Source organism: Dyadobacter sp. BE31 (genome assembly GCF_031457695.1).
Classification (GTDB): domain Bacteria; phylum Bacteroidota; class Bacteroidia; order Cytophagales; family Spirosomataceae; genus Dyadobacter.
Window position 1 is genome coordinate 872,858 of sequence record NZ_JAVDXA010000003.1, and the last position, 23,247, is coordinate 896,104.

12 protein-coding genes are annotated in these 23,247 nt (G+C 53.1%); 5 read left to right on the top strand and 7 right to left on the bottom strand.

The annotated features are described in order from the left end of the window. Positions 1-274 precede the first annotated feature (274 nt). From J2Y43_RS19420 to rph, 4 genes are all read left to right on the top strand, one after another. Entirely contained in the window at positions 275-2,683 is a 2,409-nt protein-coding gene (locus tag J2Y43_RS19420; protein ID WP_309985910.1) for an ABC transporter permease, read from the top strand. A gap of 100 nt (positions 2,684-2,783) precedes the next feature. Continuing rightward, a complete protein-coding gene (locus J2Y43_RS19425; RefSeq protein WP_309985913.1) occupies positions 2,784-8,075 on the top strand; it encodes a S8 family serine peptidase in 5,292 nt (1,763 codons plus the stop codon). A gap of 150 nt (positions 8,076-8,225) precedes the next feature. Then, on the top strand, positions 8,226-8,684 hold the full coding sequence (locus J2Y43_RS19430; RefSeq protein WP_309985915.1) for a MarR family transcriptional regulator: 459 nt from the start codon (positions 8,226-8,228) through the stop codon (positions 8,682-8,684). A gap of 1 nt (position 8,685) precedes the next feature. Then, positions 8,686-11,283 (top strand): rifamycin-inactivating phosphotransferase, encoded by a 2,598-nt coding sequence (gene rph, locus J2Y43_RS19435; RefSeq protein ID WP_309985917.1) that lies wholly within the window; start codon positions 8,686-8,688, stop codon positions 11,281-11,283. Positions 11,284-11,315: 32 nt separating this feature from the next. Here rph and J2Y43_RS19440 read toward each other — a convergent pair whose 3' ends face one another. The 4 genes from J2Y43_RS19440 to J2Y43_RS19455 are packed head-to-tail and all read right to left on the bottom strand — an operon-like array spanning position 11,316 to position 16,021. Continuing rightward, complete coding sequence (locus J2Y43_RS19440) at positions 11,316-13,178, bottom strand: hypothetical protein (protein WP_309985920.1); 1,863 nt, start codon at positions 13,176-13,178, stop codon at positions 11,316-11,318. Between the two features lie 17 nt (positions 13,179-13,195). Further along, entirely contained in the window at positions 13,196-13,939 is a 744-nt protein-coding gene (locus tag J2Y43_RS19445; RefSeq protein WP_309985922.1) for a porin family protein, read from the bottom strand. 17 nt (positions 13,940-13,956) lie between these two features. Beyond that, complete coding sequence (locus tag J2Y43_RS19450) at positions 13,957-15,051, bottom strand: PCMD domain-containing protein (protein ID WP_309985925.1); 1,095 nt, start codon at positions 15,049-15,051, stop codon at positions 13,957-13,959. A gap of 55 nt (positions 15,052-15,106) precedes the next feature. Then, positions 15,107-16,021 (bottom strand): tyrosine-protein phosphatase, encoded by a 915-nt coding sequence (locus J2Y43_RS19455; protein ID WP_309985927.1) that lies wholly within the window; start codon positions 16,019-16,021, stop codon positions 15,107-15,109. Between the two features lie 187 nt (positions 16,022-16,208). On the opposite strand from J2Y43_RS19455, the gene J2Y43_RS19460 reads away from it, so the two are divergent. After that, positions 16,209-17,789, top strand: coding sequence for a Na+/H+ antiporter (locus tag J2Y43_RS19460; RefSeq protein ID WP_309985930.1), 1,581 nt, complete (start codon positions 16,209-16,211; stop codon positions 17,787-17,789). A 17-nt stretch (positions 17,790-17,806) separates the two neighbouring features. Here the strand turns inward: J2Y43_RS19460 and J2Y43_RS19465 are convergent, their stop codons facing one another. From J2Y43_RS19465 to J2Y43_RS19475, 3 genes are all read right to left on the bottom strand, one after another. Further along, a complete protein-coding gene (locus J2Y43_RS19465) occupies positions 17,807-20,188 on the bottom strand; it encodes an ABC transporter permease (RefSeq protein WP_309985934.1) in 2,382 nt (793 codons plus the stop codon). Between the two features lie 145 nt (positions 20,189-20,333). After that, positions 20,334-21,857: a sulfatase-like hydrolase/transferase gene (locus J2Y43_RS19470; protein ID WP_309985937.1), complete on the bottom strand. Its 1,524-nt coding sequence runs from the start codon at positions 21,855-21,857 to the stop codon at positions 20,334-20,336. Positions 21,858-22,184: 327 nt separating this feature from the next. Beyond that, the gene (locus tag J2Y43_RS19475; RefSeq protein ID WP_309985940.1) at positions 22,185-23,225 is read right to left on the bottom strand and encodes a methyltransferase; all 1,041 of its coding nucleotides are present in this window, start codon (positions 23,223-23,225) and stop codon (positions 22,185-22,187) included. Between the last annotated feature and the right edge of the window lie 22 nt (positions 23,226-23,247).

Sequence of the window (23,247 nt, forward strand, 5' to 3'; positions counted from 1 at the left end):
TCAATGCATCAGGCTTACTTTTTTTAATAAACCAAACAACAATTGCCCTGTTCCTGACCATACCTGACAATACGTGACCATCGACCGCCGACCATAGACCGCCGATTTCTTGATTTAATGTGCTTGACTATTGATGACAACACCTGACTACTCCTGACCATTTCTGACCACACCTGACTCCCCTGACCACACCTGACTACTCCTGACCATTTCTGACCACCCCTGACAACACCTAACTATTCCTGACATTTTCTTCCCTAAACTGCTTCGGACTATGTTACGTAACTATTTGAAAATCGCGCTTCGCCAGTTGGTGAGAAACCGGGTTTATTCGTTCATTAATATCGGCGGGCTGGCTGCGGGTATGGCGGTGGCCATGCTCATCGGGCTTTGGGTTTACGATGAACTTTCGTTTAATACCTACCACGACAATTACGCGCGCATTGCACAGGTGCGCTCGCGGGAGTTCGGCGAGCATGGCGTGGGGATCAATTCTTCTCTGCAATATCCGCTTATGACCGAGCTGAAAACCAATTACAAGGAGTATTTCAAGCATATTGTAGCAGCCTCCTGGGATGTCGATTACGTACTCTCCGCAGGCGAGAGCAAGATTTCCCGCTCGGGGGTGTTTATGGATCCCGCTGCGCCGGAAATGCTCACGTTACGAATGGTATACGGTACACGCGCGGGCTTGCGCGATCCGCATTCGGTGATGCTCTCAAAATCGACGGCGCTCGCATTGTTCGGGGACGTCGACCCGGTGAACCGCCCGTTGAAAATCAGCAATAAGCTGGATGTGAAGGTCACCGGTGTGTATGAAGACCTTCCGCAAAACACGCAGTTCAGCCAAATGAGGTTCCTGGCGCCCTTTGCGCTGTGGGAAAGCGATAATCCGTGGATCAGGGAGCGGGCTATGACCGACTGGCAGAACCATTTTATGAAAATTTACGTCGAGCTACGTCCCGATGCCGATCCGGAAGAGGTGGCTGCGGCTATCAAACCGGCGGAAATGAAAAACCTCGCCGGGTTTCCCGGTGAGGCCAAAAACAAGCCGGAGGTATTTCTGCTGCCGATGCGCGACTGGCACTTGCATAATTTCAAACGCGGCTTGCCCGACGAAGGACCGCTGCAAATGGTATGGCTGATCAGCATTATCGGTGCATTCGTGCTTTTGCTTGCCTGCATCAATTTCATGAACCTTTCCACCGCACGCTCCGAAAAACGGGCCAAGGAAGTGGGTATCCGCAAATCGATCGGTTCGCTGAAAGGACAGCTCGTCAACCAGTTTTTCAGCGAATCCTTTGTTGTGGTGATCCTCGCATTTCTTTTGGCGCTTTGGGTGGTAACGCTGGCATTGCCGTGGTTCAACGAGCTGTCAGCCAAGCAAATATCGGTTCCCTGGGCCGATGCCGGTTTCTGGGCTGTAAGCCTGGGCTTCATCGCTTTCACGGGTACGCTTGCGGGAGGTTATCCCGCGTTGTACTTGTCGTCGTTTCAGCCTGTGAAGGTGCTCAAGGGAACATTTCGCGTCGGACGGTTTGCGTCGGTTCCGCGTAAAGTGCTTGTGGTCGTGCAGTTTACCGTTTCCGTCACGCTGGTGATTGGTACGATCATCGTATTCCGTCAGATCCAGTTTGCGAAGAACCGCCCTGCCGGATACACGCGGGAGGGCCTGCTGATGGTAGAGATGAAATCGGGGGATTTTTACGGTAAGCACGAATTACTCCAAAGCGAGCTGCGCAGTACCGGTGCCGTAACCGACATCGCCGAGTCGATGGGAAAAGTCACCGAAGTGTGGTCGGGCAACGGCGGGTTCGAATGGCGAGGCAAAAGCCCGGCGGCCGATGAAAGTTTCGGTACGCTGATGGTCAGCTCCGAATATGGCCGCACCGTCGGCTGGCAGTTCGTGCAAGGCAGGGACTTTTCCGAGACACTGGCGTCCGATTCGTCGGGTATCGTTATCAATGAAGCAGCGGCGAAATATATGGGGCTCAAAAATCCGGTAGGAGAGCCGGTAAGCTGGAAATTCCAGGACATGCCTGTGATGCATTACCGCATCCTCGGGGTGATTAAAGATGTGGTCATGGAATCACCGTACGAACCCATCACCCCGACGATATTCATGATCAAGGCGCATGGCGGCCCCAACTGGATGCACATCCGGATCAATCCCGGCATGAGCGTCAGCGAGGCGCTGCCCCGCATTGAGTCCGTATTCAAAAAAGTGATCCCGCTCGCCCCATTCGAATATCAGTTTGCCGATGAAGACTATGCGTTGAAATTCGCGGCCGAGGAACGTGTTGGCAAGCTGGCCTATTTCTTCGCCGTCCTGGCTATTTTGATTTCCTGTCTCGGGCTTTTCGGTTTGTCGTCCTTCATCGCCGAGCAGCGCACCCGTGAAATCGGCGTGCGGAAAGTGCTGGGTGCTTCGGTCTTCAATGTCTGGAAACTGCTCTCGAACGAGTTCATTATGCTTGTCACGATCGCATTTGGCCTGGCCTCGCCTGTGGCCTATTACCTGCTGGGTCACTGGCTGGAAAAATACACTTATCGTATTGAGCCTTCCTGGTGGATTTTCGCCGCCACCGGCCTCGGCGCAATGGTTATTACGTTGTGTACGATCAGTTTTCAAAGTATCCGGGCGGCATTGACGAATCCGGTAGTGTCGTTGCGGGCGGAATAAATTTTTGTAACAGAGAGTAGACAAAAAGATTGTTTAGATTTGAAGGAACATAACTCTTTGCGTCTCCTCTTTCTGTATGTGTTTGCTCAAATTCCGCCACTTGACCTGGCTGATCGTCGCCTTGTTGTACGGTCACGCCCTTTTTGCTCAGAAAAATGCTGATTACAAGCTGTATTTGAGAAACGGGACATTTTTGCCCCCGGCTAATTTGTCGGGTGCGGCAGCCGGTGCGACGCTCCGCGAAAATGCATTACCCGCAATAGGAAAGCTGGTTATTATCCAATTCAACGACATACCCGATGAAAAGGCTGTCGCACAGCTGAAAAATGCGGGCATCGAGTTGCTGGAATATGTTCCCGACAATGCATACACCACTGTAATCCGCCAGGCGCCGGATGCCGCATTGCTCGTTTCAGCCAATGCCCGGGCCATTATCGAACTCACGGCCGCCCAGAAAATTCATGCGGCATTAACTGCCCCGACACTTCCTGCACACACCCTGAAAGTGCCCGGTAAAGTGGATGTTTCCATCAGCTACCCGCGTTCTATTGCCTTATCGGATGCCAGGCAGGACCTTCAAAAGCATAATTTCGAAATCATTTCTGAAACCCTGAGCCGGTACCAGGTGCTCGAAGTTCGGCTGGATACGAATCGGCTGGAACAGCTCGCGGCCTTGCCGTGGGTGGAGTATATCGAAGCCATTATGCCACCATTAGAGCTGTTGAACGACAAAAGCGTCGCAGACAGCAGGGCAAATGTGCTGAACTCCACCCTTCCCGGCGGGCGTAAACTGGATGGGGAAGGCGTGACGATCGGAATCGGGGACACCGGTAACCTCGACGACCATGCGGATCTGACGGGTCGCGTAATCAGTACTACACCGACGGTAACCGACTGGCACGGACTGCATATTGCGGGGACAGCTGCCGGAGCAGGTATTGTCAATGAAAAATACCGCGGTTATGCACCCAAGGCAAAAATTGTGAAGCGGCTTCCTGGCGGGATTTGGTTCGAGGCTGCGGCCCATGTGCGCGATTTCGGGATGGTCGTCACCAATAGTGCTTATGGTGTAGGAAACTATTGCTCGTGGTTCGGCGATTACTTCGAAAGCAGCAGTATTCTGGACAGGCAGGCAGGTGAACTCCCAAACTTGCTGCATGTTTTTGCCGGAGGGAACAGCGGTTTAGAAGCTTCATGTATCAGCGGATTACCGGTCGGATATGGAACTGTGCAAGGACTCGATGCGACTGCAAAAAATGTGATCACCGTCGGCAGGACGGGAGCAAACGGCATCATTTCTCCTGCTTCCAGCCGCGGGCCGACTTCGGATGGCCGGATCAAACCGGAGTTAGTCGCACCGGGGGGATCTATTTTCTCTTTGATACCGAATGACGCGTATCAGTCGGGTTCGGGTACGAGTATGGCTTCGCCGGCGGTGACTGGAGGGACAGCTCTGCTTTATCAGCGATATCGGCAACTCAATGGCCAAAACAATCCCAAGGGTGGGTTGGTCAAAGCCCTGTTATTGAATGGAGCGAGCGATTGGGGATTACCAGGACCGGATTATGTTCACGGTTTCGGGATGATGAACTTGCTCCGTTCGGTTATCATGATGGAAAAAGGAAACTATTTTACCGGTATCCTGGCCAATCAGGGAACTGCCGAGTTCCAGGTAAACGTGCCTGCCGGTACTTCTGTATTGAAAGTGATGTTGTATTGGCACGACCCCGCTTCGGCGGTGGTGGCTGGGGGCAGAAAGCTGGTCAATAACCTGGACCTTCACCTGGTACGGCCGGGCGGAGGCGTACAGCTTCCGCTAGTTCCGAATCCTGCAGCCCCCGCAAGTCCAGCGATTGCATCATTGGACAGCATTAACAACGCGGAGCAGGTTGCAATCGCCAACCCGGAAGCAGGTTCCTATACGGTTAAAGTCGCCGGCCATAATATCCCGACGGGTTCGCAGGAGTATTTCGTTGTGTACGATATCGTTGAAAGGTCTACGGTACTTACCTATCCCGTCGGCGGAGAGCGATTCACAAAGGGAGATGCGGTCAACCTTTCTTGGGATAGCTACGAAAATCCCGCAAGTACCTATGCGCTTTCCTATTCACTCAACAACGGCACTTCCTGGTCTTCGATCAATGCGGCTATTCCAGCCGGGACAACACGTTTCAGCTGGACAGTGCCCGACGCGTTTACGACGACGGCAAAAATCAGGCTGGTTCAAAACGAAACGGGCGCCATCCGCGAGAGCGGTGCGTTTTCCATTATGGCGCTCCCCGTCGTTACAATGCAACTGGTGCAATGCCCCGGTTACGCGGCACTTCAATGGACAAAGGTCAACGGTGCCACGGACTATGAAGTAATGCGCTTACAGGGTGCTGAAATGAAACCGGTCGGCGTAACGACAGAACTGAAATACACGTTCAATTCACTATCCCGTGATTCAACATATTACTTTTCTGTTCGGCCACGGTTGAATGGGATTCCCGGCCGGAGAGCGGTCGCCATGAAGTACAAGCCTAACAGCGGCACCTGTGCGGGCAGTATTTCGGATAACGATATAGGTATCGACTCACTTGTATCGCCCAAAGCAGCCGGCAGAATGCTGACGTCAACCGCTTTTTCACCGACCCAGGCGATTACCGTTGGCATCCGAAATTTCGATGACCAACCCATAACAAAGCCTTTTCAGGTAGGGTATTCAATTGGTGGGGCCGGGGCGGCTGTTCATTGGGAAACGGTTACTTCCGGAATTCCTGCGCTGGGGTATCTTGCCTATACATTTACCAAAACGGCAGACATGCAAGCGATCGGGGCGTATTTAGTCAGTGTTTTTGTAAAAATGGATGATGATCTTGCCCTGGGCAATAATCAGTTGGTCGTTGAGACAAGGCATCTTCCCAATCCCGCTATTACGCTCCCTCACACGCAGGATTTTGAATCATTGCCGGTTTCGACCGTGCGTTCCGACAGATCGGGTTTGGACAATGCTCCCGGGTACGATTTTTCATCGCAAAAAAGCATTGCCCGGTTGAGAACTTATATTGGTCCCAATGTGACCTACTCGGGAGACAAGGCATTGATCCTGGATACCGACTCCAGGAATAACGGTTTGTATTCAACGACGGTTATTGGCACGTATAATCTGGCAGATTACGCGGCCCAGGGGAAAGAGGTACGCCTCGATTTCCGGTTTGCGGGAAGTATTTACTACTCCCCTAACGCCGACGAGGGCGTGTACATAAGAGGAAAGGACACCGATCCCTGGATTTTTGCTTTTGACTACCATTATATGTGGAATTTGCCGGTCGACAAAAATTTTTATCTGGGGACAGTCATGGTAACTGAACTGCTGAAAAAGAATTCCCAGGAGCTTTCAACCAGTTTTCAGGTTAAGTGGCACCAATATGTGGCCACCGGTTCTGAGTCGTCGCATTTGATAGATGACGTGAGGCTGTACACAACCCGCACAGATGTTGCCGTGACGCGGGTCGAGAGGCCGGAACTCCCCGTCTGCAGCAGCAATTACGATGTCGGTGTCGAAGTGACCAATAAAGGTGCGCATGATCTGTATAATGTGCCGTTACAGGTAACTGTCGACGGAGTTGAATTGTATAACTTTCCCATATTCTTGCTGAAAGCAGGCGAGAGTTCGCTGGTCATGTGCGGTGTTCAATCCAGTATGAGTGCGGAAGGCAACCACGTCGTAGAGGCTCGGGCTACACAAATGTCTGACGTCAATCCAGCAGACAACGCGCTGCGAACTGTGCTGATCAGTGCCCCGGTTATAGCGGAATTTCCATATTTGGAAGACTTCGAGCATGGCCCTGGCGGCTGGCAAACGATCGACACAAAGCCTGTCTGGCAATTGGGAACACCTAATGCAGTTAAAATCAAAAATGCGGCAAGCGGTGTGACCGCGTGGGCGACCGACTTTGGCGGAGTGGATCCGCGCGACAGTGTAGCGTATCTTTATTCTCCTTGCTTCTTCGCGCGGTCTATTGAATGGGCTCGTTTGAGTTTCAGTTATGCTATCGACCCCGACGTCTGCGAAAATGGGTTCTGTGATTTACTCGAAATTGAAATGTCCAACGGGAATGGCTGGCAGAAGGTATATACGATAAGTTCGGTATATCCCGAAGATGGAAGTCGCTGGCGTGTAGGCTCCGCTTATCTGTCAAACTCCGGCGAGTACTTCCGACTGAGGTTTGTGATAAAGACCAGGAAGGGATTCGGTACCGAGGGGATTGCCATCGACGATATTCATATACATAGCGGATATAGTCCGGTTTATTTCAACCCTTACGGCCAGGAGACGAGCGTATTGGACGAGGCCAGCGGAAACAAATGGATAGATATGGTGAACTTTGGCATTACCGCATCGATCAACCCGAATGGACAGAATTTGGGGAAGGTCATGGTCAACACGTATGTCAATTACGGTGAAGCCCATCACATTAACGGGCAATACTACCTGGGAAGAAATTTCAAGTTTACCATGTCGCAACCGAGCTTCCCCGAGCCAGTGGGAGTGCGTCTGTATTTTGCGGATTCGGACGTTGAACGATTGGTCAGCGCGCCGGACACAACGGGTGTGTTCAAACCCAGCTCCGCATTTGAATTGGGGATAACCAAGTACTCGGGCAGCAACGAAGACGGCGACCTGACGAATAATACCGGGAAAGGATGGGCGTATTATCGGCCATCGGACGTAAAAATAGTGCCGTATTACGATGGCTACTACGCAGAATTTCAAACCAAATCCTTCTCCGAATTCTGGCTGGCGAAGGGATTTCTGGGGCTTGGCGACCTAATGCCGGTCACCCTGGCCACCTTCACCGCCAAGCCCCGCACGGATGCGGAGAACAAACAAACGGTCCTGATAGAATGGCAAACGGCCCGCGAGGAAGCGTTCAGTCATTTCGAGGTCGAGGTGGCGAAGGACCGGGAAGGGCTTCTGGAGAACAGGTTTACAAAAGTCGGCGAGGTGCCTGGGCAGGGCGGAAATTCACGGTATGCATTTACGGACAATGCGCCCTTGGCGGAACGTACGAGTTACTACCGCCTGAAAATGGTCGATACGGATGGGAGCTTTGCGTATTCCAGCGTCCGCGCTGTCAATTTCGAAGGCGAAAAGTTGTGGAAGGTATTTCCTAACCCGGCGGAGAAGCGGATTTTTGTGGAATTCGAGGAAAAAGCCGGAAAGGTGCTGCATTTCAGTGTTTCCGATGTCGGAGGGCGGATTGTTTTTAAAGACAAAGCAGTGGCCGACGGACGTGCACAGCAAAAGGAAATAGGCCTTCCCACGCAAGCGACGGTGCCTGGCATTTATTTGCTGAAAGTCGTTTCAGAAGATCGCGAGCGGGTTTTTAAAATCATCAGGAAGTAAAAATCAGTAGTTACGAGAAATCAAATCCTCGCTGGCGCGCGCTGGCGGGGATTTTTGGTTTTGGGAAGAAAAATAATTTCCCTCGGCATTTGAAGTACTATTTGAAATAAATTATCTTTGTAACTAAGATATTTAGAAACAAAGATAAATATGAACCAGGAAACGCTCGACCGGTTGAGGAAACTCAGCCAGCAATACGCATTCGACTCCATCCAGATGCATGAGGCCATTGGACGGCAGGCAGGTCTTTCAGGTACCGATCATAAGTACCTGGGATTTATCATTCAGAAAGGACAAATGACCGCCGGAGAGCTCTCGACACTGACGGGCCTTACGACCGGTGCCGTGACGGGTTTGATAGACCGGTTTGAACAAAAAGACCTGGTTAAGCGCCGGTTCGGGGGCGACAGACGGAAGGTGATCGTGGAGCCTAATACCGAGAAAATTATGGCTGTATTCGAGCCGCTTTACAGGGAGTTTCGGAGTAAGTCGGAGCAGGTAATGGCTTCGTTTTCAGAGCAGGAGCTTGCCGTAATTGAAGCCTACTTTTTGAAGGCGATTGAAGTGATGAATGAAACGACGAGCCAACTCAATGCTAAACAATCGTAAAATGGGAACTTACACACTGGATTTTCAGGAAATCGGTAGCGCGCACATTGCGGTCGCCGGAGGGAAGGGCGCTAACCTGGGCGAACTTGCGCGCATTGACGGCATCGTGGTGCCCGGAGGCTTTTGCATTACTACGGAGGCATTCAGGGAGGTGACGGGTGGTGCGGAAATCGGGGGCTTGCTGGAAAAACTGGCAAGTGTAACGGCGGCGGACAGCAATGAAATCGCAGCGTTAGCGCGGGCAATCCGCGGTGCGATCGAAGCAGCGATGATTCCGGAGATTGTTAGGGAAGAAATCGTTCGTCATGTCGCAAAGTTTGGCGAAGGGGATGCCTATGCGGTCCGGTCGAGCGCGACTGCGGAGGACTTGCCGAATGCGTCGTTTGCCGGGCAGCAGGATACCTATCTCAATATCGTCGGAAGCGATGCCATTTTGCAGCACGTGAGCAAATGCTGGGCATCGCTTTTTACCGACCGGGCGATCGCTTACCGGATCCAGAATGGTTTCGATCACCGAAAAGTGAGCCTGGCGGTGGTGGTTCAACGGATGGTTTTCCCACAGGCTTCGGGCGTTATGTTTACGGCCGATCCCGTGAATTCAAACCGGAAGGTCGTTTCTATCGACGCCAGTTTCGGGCTCGGCGAAGCGCTGGTGTCCGGCCTTGTGAATGCAGATATTTATAAAGTAAGGGGAGGTGAGATCATCGAAAAGAAGGTTGCCGCCAAAAAGATGGCGATTTATGCCTCGGAGGCAGGCGGTACGCGTGAGCAGGAGCTCGGCCGGACGCAGCAAGAGCTTCAAACACTCACCGACGAGCAGATTTTGCAGCTCGAACGCCTGGGCAGGCGGATCGAAGCGCATTTCGGTAGCCCGCAGGATATCGAATGGTGCCTGGCCGACGGCGCATTTTATATCGTGCAAAGCCGGCCGATTACGACTTTGTACCCCGTCCCGGAAACGAACGACGGGCAAAACCATCTCTACGTATCGGTAGGCCACCAGCAAATGATGACCGATGCGATGAAGCCATTGGGCCTGTCGGTGTGGCAGCTGACGTCGCCCCGGAAAATGGCTGTTGCAGGTGGGAGAATTTTTGTGGATGTTGCCCAGGACCTGGTTTCTCCCATGGGAAGGAAAGTGGTGCTGGATGTGCTGGGAAAATCCGACCCGCTGGTGCGAAAAGCGGTAATGGAAATTCTGGAACGCGGGGACTTCCTCGACATCAATATGGATGAACCTTCGGCAGGCCAACCCGCTCAGGGGCCGCCTCCGCACGATTTTTTTGCACTTCATACCTACGACCCGTCCATTGTGCAGGAACTGATCGGTCGCAGCGAAGCATCGATCGCGACATTAGCCGAAGACATCCGCACCCGGTCGGGGGTCGATCTGATCGATTTTATCCGGGACGATTTCCAGCAAAGAAAGAGCCAGGCAGACCCGCAGAGCTTTGGGGTGATCGTGACGGCGATGAATGCCGCGCTTTGGCTCAACGAAAAAATGAATGAATGGCTCGGCGAGAAAAACGTGGCGGATGCGCTTTCGCAATCGGTACCGCACAATGTCACTTCGGAAATGGGCCTGGCATTGCTGGATGTAGCCGACGCTATCAGGCCGTATCCGGAGGTCGTCGGTTATTTGCGGGACGCTGGCGATGACTTTATGGATAGGATGCAAGCGCTGCCCGGCGGCGCGGAAGCAGTGGGCGCGATCAATGCATTTCTGTCCAGGTATGGCATGCGCTGCGCGGGCGAGATCGATATCACAAGGACGCGTTGGAGCGAAAATCCGGCAATACTTATTCCGTTGATCCTGAGTAATATCAGAAATCAGGAGCCCGGTGCCGGCAAAGTGAAATTTGAACAAGGGAAAGCGGATGCCGCCCGGAAAGAGGCCGAACTGCTGAACCGCCTGCGGCAATTGCCCGACGGCGAACAAAAGGCAGAGGAGACACAGCGGATGATCGGGCTGATGCGCAGCCTGGCGGGTTACCGTGAGTACCCCAAATATGCCATCGTGAGCAGGTATTTTGTGTACAAAAAGGCATTGATGGAAGAAGCCGACCGGCTTGTGAATGCTCAGGTGCTGCGGGAGCGGGAGGATATTTATTACCTGGAATTTGAAGAAATACGCGGGGTTATTCTTTCTCAGAAAGCGGACTACCAGGTTATCGATCAGCGTAAAGAGGCATACGGCCGCTTTGAAAAGCTCAGGCCACCACGCGTGATGACCTCCGATGGTGAAGTGGTGACCGGTAAGCATAGCCACGAAAACCTGCCCGAGGGTGCCATCGCTGGCCTGGGTGTGTCCGCAGGCGTGATCGAGGGGCGTGCACGCGTAGTGTTGAAAATGGAAGACGCCAATCTGGAACCGGGTGACATTCTGGTAACCGCATTTACGGACCCCAGCTGGACGCCGCTGTTTGTGGCTATCAAAGGGTTGGTGACGGAAGTGGGCGGGCTAATGACCCACGGAGCGGTGATCGCCCGGGAGTATGGCCTGCCGGCTGTGGTGGGGGTGGATCATGCAACCCGGCTCATCACCGACGGGCGAAAAATACGTGTGCACGGGACGGACGGATACATCGAGCTCCTGTAACGTCACGTGCACACCGGACGGGCGAATGCTATCTAGTTTTTCAGCCAGGCCTCATTCAGCGCTTTTTTCGAATCGTCGCCGAACCGGAAGCCGTCGCCGTCTTTATAATTGAGTTTTACGGTCCCTTTCAGTTCCATGTCCTGGCCATTGCGGTTCACTTTAACGGTGATCGGGCTGCCCTCGTCGAGGTCGTAGCCGAGGTAAACGAGCGCCATCAGGTTTTTAGGGTCAACCGGTATTCCGTTGAACTCCACGAAAATGTCGTTATCCTGGATTCCCAGGCTTTTGTAAAACTCGTTCTGGTTGTCGGCCGCATGCGCGAGTACGTGGGTGCGCGAGGCGTCGGGCTTAATGTAAATGACGTCGTTACGCAGAAAAACGATGGGCTCGGGGAAGGGTATGGTCTGCTTTTTGAGACCCACTTTGCCTACAAAATCTTCATAGCGGATAGGTTCGCCCATAACCACGTGCTTGTCCAGGAAAGCACCTGCTTCCGGGCCGGCAATCTGCGTGATGACCGGGATCAGTTCGGCGTCGTCGAACGGCTTTTGAGGGCCGTATTTTTGGGACAATTCGCCCATGAGCCACAGCAGGCCGCGCTGGCCCTGGGTTTTCTCGCGGATCACGATGTCGAGGCACATGGCAATGAGTGCGCCCTTTTCGTAGACATTCGGGTACTGGGGTTTCAGTTTGGGATCCAGGATGTTCCGGCTCATTTCGGTGAACGAAAGGCTGTCCGAGTACGACTGGGACTGCTCCACCTTTTTGGCCATCAGATCATAAAACGCATCCGCGCCGATGAGCCCCTGATTGACCTGGAAAAGATTGGAGAAATACTCGGTAACACCCTCATAAAACCACAAATGCTGGCTCATTTTCGGCGCATTGAAATCGAAATAGTGGATTTCCTTCGAATGTATCTTCAATGGGGCGATGGTGTGGAAGAACTCGTGGCTGATCACGTGGATCAGGTCCTTGCTTTTCATCGGCTCCCTGAAAACCGCCGTTGTGGACGCATTATGTTCCAGCGCGCCAATGCCTTTGGCGTCGTCGGCGGCACCCGACGATATGTAGGTAAGCACGGCATACTTGGGTGTATCATTGATTTTTCCCAGGAATTTCTTCTGCGCGCGCATCATCTTTTCGAGGTCGGGCTTCAATGCCGAGGCGTGCGTTTTGCCGCGTTGCGAGTAAATACCCAACAGCACCTCCATACCGTCCACCTTGAAAGAGAAGGTATCCGGCGCGGCGTACATCACCGGATTATCGATCACGTCCGGATAGCGCGGGGTCTGGAATACATCTTTGCGGGTATCATTGTCGGTATCTATAAGCGCCGTGGTGCCGTAAAGCGTCTCCGGGTGCGAAACGGTGATGCGGTACGGGGTTTCGGTTTGTCCCGAAAAGTAACCTACAAATCCTGCCATATTAAGCAGGAAATGCTTCCCGGCCTCGATATTGGTCCCGGCTGGGGAGAAAATAGTTTTATTATTTTCGCCAAAAGGATCGCTTTCCACTTCCGTATCGAAGGTGTCGCCAACGAGGTAGGAAATGCGGGCGAGCTTTTTCGCAGGTGAAATGGTAATGGTGTTCGAATCGGTGCGGGTTACACGCAGGGCCTTACCCTTTTTATCGAAAGCCTGGATATCCTGCACGTACCGGCCGTAATCGGCAATGGCGTAGGTGCCGGGGATGATCTTGGGGAAATTGTAGGTAGCCACATCGCCGGTTTGTGCAGGCGGCGCAACGGTTACGCGCACACGGTCAGCATCGACATTGACGAGGTCAATTCCTACTTCCACCGCTTTGGAGCCGGAAGCGGGGCCGGGTTTGCTGCCTGCGCAGGAATATAAAATGGCGGTGAGCAACAGCCCGGGCAAAAATTGTGATTTCATAGGGATTTTAATAGCGTTCAGTGAAACCGGTATCCGATTCCGAGGTTAAGGTAAATATTATGCATGCCAAAATCGATGCTCCGGAAACCGGGTTCCATCAGGGGTGTTAATGCATAGTTCAGGTTTGCCGATGCAAAAAGGCTGGAATTGATGCGGTAGTCGGTGCCGATTTCGATACCGGCATTGACCTTTCTCACATTCTCTGAAAAGTCGTACGACGCGGCATCGATGTCCTCCCGCTCGCCTACGGGCGTCTCGTTACGTATGTACCCGTCGCGCGCGTCGCCCTCGAAGCGGTTATCCAGCAGCAGCGACACAAATCCGCCTGCTTTGAATGTAAACGAGCTGTTGTTATGGTAGGTCAGATGCAATGGCAGCGTAAGGTAGCTGTTCCTGACCCTCGTTCTGACGCGTCCGGTGAAATAGCCGGTAACCGACTCGTGCCCGTCGTTGCCCGCTTCGTTGAAAGTGGTGTAGTAAGCCTTGACGCGCGCGTCGGTCGTCATCCCTTTTTGCTCCCAGCGCAGGCCGGTTGCAAATCCGAAATGCGTCGAAAACCGGTAACCTACTCCCGCTTCCAGACTGGGCTGGAAACCCGGCTTGTAGGATTCAATTTTCCGGATCGACGCCGGGATGCCCGCAGGTGCCGCCGCGCCGATGGAAAACCCCGCCCGCGCATTGAACGAGATCTTTTTTCCGTTCTGGGCGGTGGTATCGAGCGCAATGGCCAGCAAAAGAAGCAGCAGGTGGAGACGTTTCATCGGGTGATTTTGAAATATTATTGCGTAACGATCTTCACGTCGTCGATATACAGTTTGCTGCCGACAGCCCCTTCAAAAACCGCGCCGTTTTTGCTGGAAGAAAACACAATGGCGATTTTGTAGGCGAATGCAGCCAGGTCGTCCTGGTTAACTTCCGATTTATAGTTGAATGTGAGATTGAATGCCTGATACCCGGCCCCGGATGTGGGCGTACCCGAAGCCAGCTGCGCAATGGCGACCACACTGGGGTCGGTGAGGACATTGGCACCGTTAAGGAACGGCTTGTCGGCAGTAGCCTTGAACAGCACGGCGTAGATATCGCAGACGTCTTGCCGCTCCGGTGTAACGGGCTTGCCTGTTTTATCGGTGACCGGCCCGCCCGAGACGTACTTATAAAAACCCGTCAGCCGCAGCGGTTTTTTGTTGAAAGGAACGCCGAAAATAGTGGCTTCCAATGGGGCTGTCAGCGCTTTTGCACCATCGAAACTCCCCAGAAAGAGATTTCCCGGCGCAATAGGCATGCCCACCAGCGCACCCAGCGCACCGGTTGACTTCGTTTCGAGGTAAGCCGCGTATTGTCCCTGCTGGGCATCGGTACTGCGTTGGGTAGGGTAGGCTTCCGGTTGTTTTTCCGGTGCGATCAGCGAAAAGCCGCTATTGCCCGACGCCCAGATATTCTGATGCTCGGCTTCGACCACTTCATAGGGAACGTAGTAGTTGCCGTCGGGATTGACCGTCCAGTTTTCGAACATGAAATTGTCCGGCGCCAGGTTTTGCAGCAGGCTGACGCGGTATTGTTTCGTCCAGTGGCCATCCTGGGAGGTAACGGTGTATGTGACAGGTTTGGAAAAATCCTGCGGGGTACCCGAGGCCGGCTGAATGCTGGCACCTTCCGTGATGCTGAACTGCGGCGCTACGGCCTTGATATTGAGCTTCGAGAAATTGACAAACGCGGTAACACTGGTATTGGTAATGGATGGAGGGGATATCAGCACGGAATCGGGCAAAGTCATCACCAGGATATCAGCTTCCATGTTTTCCGCCTCCGGTTTAATGCACCCGGATACGGTCAGGAATGTGCCCAGCATGGCCAGTAGTACTGTACTTTTCATACGCAATACTAAACAATTTTTTCGCTCAGGGGAATTTTATCACCGCTTGTATCGATCATTCGGTAAACTTGGCGATCAATTTCAGCCGCGTTGCCTGGTCGATTCCCAGCTGGTTTTTGATGAACGGCTCGATCCCGCCATATGTACTGTCGATGGCATTGAATGTAGCACGGATGAAGCTTTCGTCGACAGTCGAAAGGACCTCGATGGCGTCCATATTTAGTTTCGGCTTGATAATCCGGCCTAGCTTTGCCTTACCCAGCGTTTTTTCGGCCCGGTTGCGGCGGTAGTAGTTGGATAGCATGTAGTCATCGACGATCAGCTGCCGGTCGACATTTAAAATGGACAAAATCAGGGCTGAAACAATGCCTGTCCGGTCTTTTCCCGCCGAACAATGGTAAAGTACCGGCTGGTCGGAGGTGGTAATATCATTCAGGATCGCCTTCACCGCACCGACGTGAACGGTTACTGCGTCGGCGTAGAACTTGGCGGTCATGTCCTTTGCCTGCTGCTCGGTGATTTTTCCGTTGAGTACGCGTTTTTTCAACCCTTTGATTTCCCCGGCATTATCTTCCACGACGGGCGTATGACGGTAGCGCACGTTGGATGGCAAATGATCTTCTTTACCTTCAATTTCATGGTCGGTGCGCAGGTCGTACACGCTGGCAATGCGCAGCGCATTGAATTGGTTGAATTGCTTCGATTCGAGTTTCGATAGATTGTCGGAGCGGTAAATCATCCCTTTTCGAACGGTTTTGCCGTCCCGGGTCCGCAGCCCGCCAAGGTCCCTGAAATTGACGGTATTTTCCAAGCCCAGGAAACGCTGCGCTACCGCAGCCGAGTCGCCGCCATGGATGAGGAGGTTGTGGTAGGCCGCCTTCCCATCGTGTTCCGCGGGCACGCTCACTTTGCAGGAAAACATAAAACTGCCGAGTACCGCATAGAGCCACCAGGTTCGGAATCGTGGCATTTTGACGAGGGTATTGCTGTATGGACGGGTATGCATGGTAGGTTGTTGATGTAAGAATGCGCTGTATTTCGGTTTTTACAATGCGCCGGTATAAAATCAGCAACAGAATACCCGGGAATTAGGTTTAGAAAGACTGCCTGATTCAGCGCGTTTTTCTATTTTGCATCATCAAGAAACCCTGATTTTCATGCATAGTATTTTACCATTTTTGCTGGCGATGGTCGCGGCGGTTGTCCTGCTCGGGATGCTGGCCAACAAGCTCCGGGTTGCCTATCCTATATTACTGGTCGTGGCCGGATTGCTGACGAGCCTTGTGCCGGGCCTGCCCGTGGTTAAAATCGATCCGGATCTGATCTTTTTCATTATGCTCCCGCCGCTGCTTTTTGAAGCGACCTGGACAATCTCTTTCAAGGAGATGAAAAAGTGGTGGCGGATCATCAGCAGCTTTGCGTTTCTGGTGGTTTTCTTTACAGCGCTGTCCGTTGCCGTCGTTACGAGCCATTTCATCCCGGGGTTTACGCTTGCGCTGGGCTTTTTGCTGGGCGGTATCGTCTCTCCGCCGGATGCGGTCAGCATTGGTGCCATCACCCGGTTTGTAAAGATCCCGACTTCGAGTTCGGCCATTCTGGAAGGGGAAAGCCTGCTGAACGATGCTTCATCGCTCATAATATTCCGTTTCGCATTGCTGGCGGTGGCTTCGGGGCAATTTGTGTGGCAGGATGCGACGCTGAGCTTCTTCTGGATGGTGATCGGGGGCGTGGGTATCGGGCTGGGGCTGGGCTGGTTTTTTGTGCAGGCGCACAGGCGTTTGCCCACCGATGCACCGTCGGATATTGCTTTTACATTAATAGAACCCTATTTCCTTTACTGGATAGCCGAGCAACTACACAGCTCGGGCGTGCTGGCGGTGGTGAGCGGAGGGTTGTTTATGGCGAACCGGCGCCTGCAATTTCTGAGCAGTTCCAGCCGCATCCGCGGTTACAGTGTTTGGGAAAGCTTCGTATTTATCCTGAATGGCATTGTATTTCTGTTGATTGGCCTGGAACTCCCCGAAATCGTAGAGGGACTGAGGTTGAAAGGCATTCCATTGCAGACGGCAATCGGCTACGGCGCATTGGTAACGGGTGTGCTGGTGGCAGCGAGGTTGATCAGCTCTTATGCGGCCATGATCGCTACGATGATATTCCGGCCGAGCGTGGTACCCCGCGCAAGCTCCCGGCGAAGGCAATGGCTCATTCCGATGTTCCTGGGTTGGACGGGGATGCGCGGCGTGGTATCATTGGCCGCGGCGCTGTCGATACCGGTAATGCTCGCCGACGGAACCGAATTTCCTTACCGCAACCTGATACTGTTCATCACTTTCGTGGTAATCCTGCTCACATTGCTGGTACAGGGCCTTACGTTACCGTATATCATCGAGCGTGCCAACATTTTCGAACGTTTGACTAGCGAATCGCCCGAGGATATGCGGAAGCGCCTGAAACAGGGCCTGCGCGAGCATACGTATGCATTCCTGCGGGGCAAGTATGAGCGCGACTTCGATGGCCACGACGGCATGCGGAAGCTTTTGACGCATTGGGAGGAAAAGCTCAAAGCATCGGACGACGACTGGATGAACCGGAAAACCAAAGTGATATTCCTCGAAATGCTCGAAAGCCAGCGCCAATACATTGTCGAGGCCAATAAGGATCCTGCCATGGATGAAGAAATTATCCGGGAACAGCTTTTCCTGATTGACCTCGAAGAAGAACGGTTAAAAATGCAGTGATATGCCCTTTGAATGCATCATTCCGAACGCAGGGACTTGACCGGATTGGCCAGCGCAGCTTTCAGGGATTGGTAAATGACGGTCAGCCAGCAGATCAGCAGCGTGGCAATGCAGGAAGCGATAAAAATCCAGGCGCTCATACTTGCTTTGTAAGGGAAGCTCTGTAACCAGCGGTTCATCGCAAAATAGGCCACCGGTATCGCAATCGGGAAGGAGAGCAGCACGAGCCGCGTAAAGTCCCTTGACAACAGCAGTACCACGCTGGCAACCGAGCCGCCCAATACTTTCCGGACGCCTATTTCCTTCACGCGCTGCTCGGTTGTGAAGGTCGCGAGGCCGAATAGCCCAAGGCAGGCGATGAGGATCGTGAGGCCGGAAAATGCCGTGCAAATCTTTCCGCGCAGCTCGTCGGCATGATACGCATTCTCGAAATCCTGGTCGAGGAAACGGTATTCAAACAGCTTGTCGGGGTAGGTTTGCTGCCATTTTTTTCCAATGTATTCCAGGGTTTCGGCGGTATTCTGGGTTTTAATTTTTATGTGAATTACACCATTGGCCCGACGATACACCATAATCATCGGCTCGATCGGGTTATAGAGCGACTGCTGGTGAAAATCACGCACCACACCGGCTACCTGGGTTGTTGGTGGCGGGTTTTTGCCGTCGGCCGGCACGGTACCGAGGATAATCTTCTTGCCGATCGGGTCTTTCCAATTCATCCGCTTCACGGCAGCCTCATTGACCAGCACACTGTTGGCAGTATCGGCAGGCAATTCGTCCGAAAAATTCCGGCCGGCTACTAGTTTCATACCCATTGTTTTGAGGTAATCGTGATCGATCGCCGTCGGTTTGAAACCCATTTCCTTCATTCCGGTATTGGATTCGACGGTGAAAATGATCCTGCCGCCGATGTTGCTCACCGGCGCCGACGCCGATGCAACGCTCTGGATATTCGGATTATCGAGCAGTTCTTTTCGGAATGCATTGTACTTGTCTTTCGGTTGAGCGTCCTGGTAGTCGATCGTCAATACCTGCTCGCGGTCGTAACCCATGTCTTTGTTGCGCATGTAATTGAGCTGCTGGTAGACGATCCAGGTACAAATCAGCATGATCAGCGAGATCGAAAACTGGGTAACTACCAGGGCTTTCCTGAAAAATCCGCCTCCCCGCGCCTTAAACGTACCTTTCAATACGCTGGCAGGTTCGAACGACGAGAGGTAGAAAGCCGGGTAGCTGCCGCTGACCAGCCCGGTGAACACCACCACGGCCAGACCGATGAGCATAAACTGGGGGCTTAGCAATTGCATGTAGCTGATTGCTTTGCCGGATACATTATTGAAAAATGGCAGCAGCAACGCCACCAGAATGAGGCTGGCTACCAGGGAGATGAGCGTGATTAGGATAGATTCGGTGAGGAACTGACGGATAAGCGCGCCTTTGAGCGAGCCCATTACTTTCCGTAAGCCCACTTCCTTCGCCCGCCGGGCCGACTGCGCCGTGGCGAGGTTCATATAGTTGATGCTGGCGATCAGAAGCATAAAGAATGCCACTACGCTGAACGTGTACACGTAGCCAATGTCGCCGTTGGACTCGCCATCGAATTTGGAATACAAATGAATGCTCGTGAGCGGCTGCATCTGGTAGGTAATATGAATGCCCATCCGTTTGAAAATCCCGGACATATACTTCTCATAAAGGCCGGGGAAGCCCGCTTCGAGCTTTTTCAGGTCGGCGTTTTTAGATAGCAGCAAATAGCTGTTGATATAAAACCCGCCCCATCCGTCGGCGTTGCGCTGGTTCTGGTCGAGCGATACCAATGCATTGAATGTGAAATGCGAGTTCTTCGGCACGTCTTCGATCACGCCGGTGACCTTGTAGGAGGTACTATCGTTGGTTTGAAGTATCTGGCCCAGGGCTGGCGATTTGCCGAAAAAGCGTTCGGCGACGCGCCGGGTTAGTACCACGCTTCCCGGCTGTTGCAACGCTTTGGCATTACCTTCTATGAAATGGTAGGTGAAAACATCGAATACCGTGGAATCGACCGCGTAAACATCTTCCTCGTAAAACCGGCGTTCGCCTTGCCGGAATGCCATCCGGCCATTGGAGAAAAACCGCACGTAGTTCTCCACAAACGGGTAATCCTGTTTCAGGGTTTTGACAAGCGGTGGTTGTGTGCTGACCCATTTGTTGATTTTGTCGGGTTCGCGGATGTACGAAACAATCCGGTAGATCCGCGAGGCTTTTTCGTGGTACCGGTCATAACTCAGCTCGTCTACCACGTACAAAAACAGCAGCATGCCGCAGGTAACGCCAATGGTAAGCCCGAGAATGTTGATCAGGCTGTAAAATTTGTCCTTAACCAGGTTACGAAAAGCCAGTTTGAGATAGTTTTTAAGCATAGGAGTCCGGATTGGGTTCAGAACGGCCCGTGCAAAATTTATTCCTGATTTTTAATTCATTGATTTACAGAATGATGTACCGATGTTTCTGTTCGGAAATGAACGTTTTGCAAGCCGGGATGTTCGCCGACCGCCCGCCCCCTCGTTACTCCCCCTGCCGCTCGTACCATTCCAGGTATTTCTCCTTATCAAATGGCTCGGGGTTGAGCAGGAGCTTCTGCCTCACCTGTTCTTCGAGCAGCAATGCCATTTTCTTTCGAATGTCGGCAAACTCGGGTTTGTGGGCGAGATTTTCGTATTCCGTGGCGTCGGGTTGGCGGAGGTCGTACAGCTCGTATTCATCCGGATAACCGCCGAGGGCATCGAAGTAATGCGTGTATTTCCAGTCTTTCGTGCGCACGGCGCGGATGCGGTTTGCTGCCTTCACGACGCTGGGTTTGTTGGAAGCGCTGGCTTTGGTATCGTCGAATGTAAACAGGATCGCTTCCTGCACCGGTTTGTCTTCTTCGAGCAAGGGCAGCAAGCTGGTCCCTCTGATTCCCTGCGGAGCCGCAGCCCCGGCGAACGCGGCGATCGTAGGCAGGATATCGATCAGCGACGACAGGTGCTCAGTGGATTTGTGGCTGGCATCTTCCGGGAAAAGGACCGGATTGGAAATCACCATCGGGATCCGCGTGGCTTCTTCATAAGCTACAAATGCTTTTTGCCGCATACCTCCGTGCGCCATCCCCATTTCGCCATGGTCGGCGAGCCGGATCACCAGCGCCTGGTCGGCCAGTTTGCTTCCTTCCACTTCCTGGTAAAGCTCTTTGATGAGGAAGCCGATCTCCGTATCAACGACGCGCAGCAGATTTCCGTAGAAGTTAATGTAGTTGGTTTGCTTCTCCTGCGTGTTGAGCGGGCCCAGACTCAATGCGCCCGTGGCTTTCACCTGCGCCTGCGCGGAAGGTTTGCCGTTGGTGGCAAGGTCTTCATCAACGGTCGCCGGAAGTTGAATCGGGCCGTTCAGAAAATCGTTGCCGTAGCCATAATTGAAGCCTTTGGGATAACAAAGCACATCGTGCGGATTCACGAGCGACACCACGAGGCAGTAGGCTTGCTTGTCGCCCTTTTGCCTTCTTTCACGGACGCTTTGCAGGTAGGCGATGGCCTGCTGCACATATGCCTTATCGTGATTGGCAAATCCGCCGCCGAAATTCTCGGGGGCAGTGTCCTCACCGGCGTCGGGCGCGATCCAGCCCCTGAAACCGTACATCGCAATGTCGGAAGCCGCCGGACTACCGCCATCCGAACCTTTGCTCACATGCCATTTTCCGCGGTATTGTACGTCATAGCCTTCGTCAAAAAGCATACGGGCGATGTTGGGCAGCGTATTGTCCAGCTCGATTTCAGCCGGCGAATACCTGCCGCCTTCCGTGAGGGTTTGCGTGACATGATGCTGGGCAGGGTAGAGGCCCGTGAGCAGCGTCGAGCGGCTGGGCGAGCACATACAGGTGTTGCAAAAGGCCCTGTCGAAGCTGAAACCATTCTTTTTCAGGAATGTGAGTGTTTTGAGATTGTCCTGCTCCCAATTTTCGGGAAAATGTTGTGTGGCTCTTTCCTGATCGGTGAGGATGATGAGAATGTCCGGTTTGCCGGACAGGTTACTGAGGCGTTCTTTAAAAGTCATTTTGCGGTTGTTGAATTGAAGGTGACACTAAAATCAGTTGTGAAATCGAACTAGTTTTAGTGTTTAAGAGAAGTTGTAGAATAAGTTAACCGCTTTGAAGAGAATTTATTAGTTAACGGTATTGGGGGGCCTGCGGCCGACCATGGACCCATGGACCGCCGACCATGTGCTGCGCTGGTGCAAATCTCCTGATTTGCACATACTATCCGTAGGCCTCCGGCCGGTCAGAACCGCGGTAACGCCTTTGCGGTTCTGACCGGCCGGAGGCCTACGGATAGTAGTCACGAAGGTAGACCTTCGTGCCATTTCGTAAAGCATTATCCATGGTCATTTGTAAGCAACAGCCGCACTCGACGGCCCTGCGAGCGGAATCACTTCGACCCTACGGAAACCGGCCTCTTTCGTCCATTTTTCGAAATCCGCGCCGGTGAAATCGAATGCTACCCCGAATTCGATCAGCATGTTGAGCGACATCAGCAGGCCGAATGCATTTTTGCGGCGATCGTCGTCGATCAGCGCTTCGATTGCGATGAACGCGCCGCCTTCCGGCAAGGCATTGTAGGCTTTCCGGATCAGCATTTTTTTGTTGGCAAGGTCCCAGTCGTGCAGGATCATGCCCATGGTGATCACATCCGCTTTGGGAAACTCATCTTTGAAAAAATCGATATTGACCGTGCTGATCCGCCCGTTCATACCCTTGGCCGCTATGTACTCTTTTGCGATAGGCTCCACAGCCGGCAGATCGGCCGAGGTGCAGGACATGTTCGGATTTTGGCGCGCCACCTCCACCGATAGCACCGCCGCAGCACCGCCAATATCGCACAACGTGGAGTAGGGCGAAAAATCAAACTTCCGTGAGAGCGCCATGAAATTGCCGATCGAAATACCGGACATCGCATCCATGAACTGTTTCAGGCGCTCCGGTTTGGCGTAAAGCTCTTCAAATACCGACCTGCCCGTGTGCTTGATTTCATTCTGCGGTTGGCCGGTGAGCAGAGCTTCTTCCAGCGAGCCCCAGAACGGGTAGAGGCGGTCGTTAGCCATTTCGACGAACCCGCCGATGTACGAAGGCTTGTTCCGGTCGAGAAACAGTTCGGTTTCGGGGGCATTGGTATAGCGGGCTGTTTCCAGCAAACCTTCACGGTTTAAGAAGCCCAGCGCAACAAGGGCATCCAGGAAATCGTAGACGCCACGATCGTGCAGGTTTAATGCGGCCTGAACCGCTTTGCCGGAGAGGGATTTGCCTGAAAGCGCGGTGAAAACGCCCAGTTTGACGGCGCTCAGCAGCGCTTTGGATGCAAAGAAAGCCGTAGCGGTCTCCATGATGCGCGACGGGGTAATCTGATGAGTTTCAGGTACTGTGTTCATGATAGAGCGGGATTTGATTTAT

Coding starts and splice junctions, on each gene's coding strand:
- J2Y43_RS19465 (WP_309985934.1), bottom strand. CDS start 20,188: ATGCTTAAAAACTATCTCAAACTGGCTTTTCGTAACCTGGTTAAGGAC.
- J2Y43_RS19420 (WP_309985910.1), top strand. CDS start 275: ATGTTACGTAACTATTTGAAAATCGCGCTTCGCCAGTTGGTGAGAAAC.
- J2Y43_RS19445 (WP_309985922.1), bottom strand. CDS start 13,939: ATGAAACGTCTCCACCTGCTGCTTCTTTTGCTGGCCATTGCGCTCGAT.
- J2Y43_RS19440 (WP_309985920.1), bottom strand. CDS start 13,178: ATGAAATCACAATTTTTGCCCGGGCTGTTGCTCACCGCCATTTTATAT.
- J2Y43_RS19460 (WP_309985930.1), top strand. CDS start 16,209: ATGCATAGTATTTTACCATTTTTGCTGGCGATGGTCGCGGCGGTTGTC.
- J2Y43_RS19450 (WP_309985925.1), bottom strand. CDS start 15,051: ATGAAAAGTACAGTACTACTGGCCATGCTGGGCACATTCCTGACCGTA.
- J2Y43_RS19475 (WP_309985940.1), bottom strand. CDS start 23,225: ATGAACACAGTACCTGAAACTCATCAGATTACCCCGTCGCGCATCATG.
- J2Y43_RS19470 (WP_309985937.1), bottom strand. CDS start 21,857: ATGACTTTTAAAGAACGCCTCAGTAACCTGTCCGGCAAACCGGACATT.
- rph (WP_309985917.1), top strand. CDS start 8,686: ATGGGAACTTACACACTGGATTTTCAGGAAATCGGTAGCGCGCACATT.
- J2Y43_RS19455 (WP_309985927.1), bottom strand. CDS start 16,021: ATGCCACGATTCCGAACCTGGTGGCTCTATGCGGTACTCGGCAGTTTT.
- J2Y43_RS19430 (WP_309985915.1), top strand. CDS start 8,226: ATGAACCAGGAAACGCTCGACCGGTTGAGGAAACTCAGCCAGCAATAC.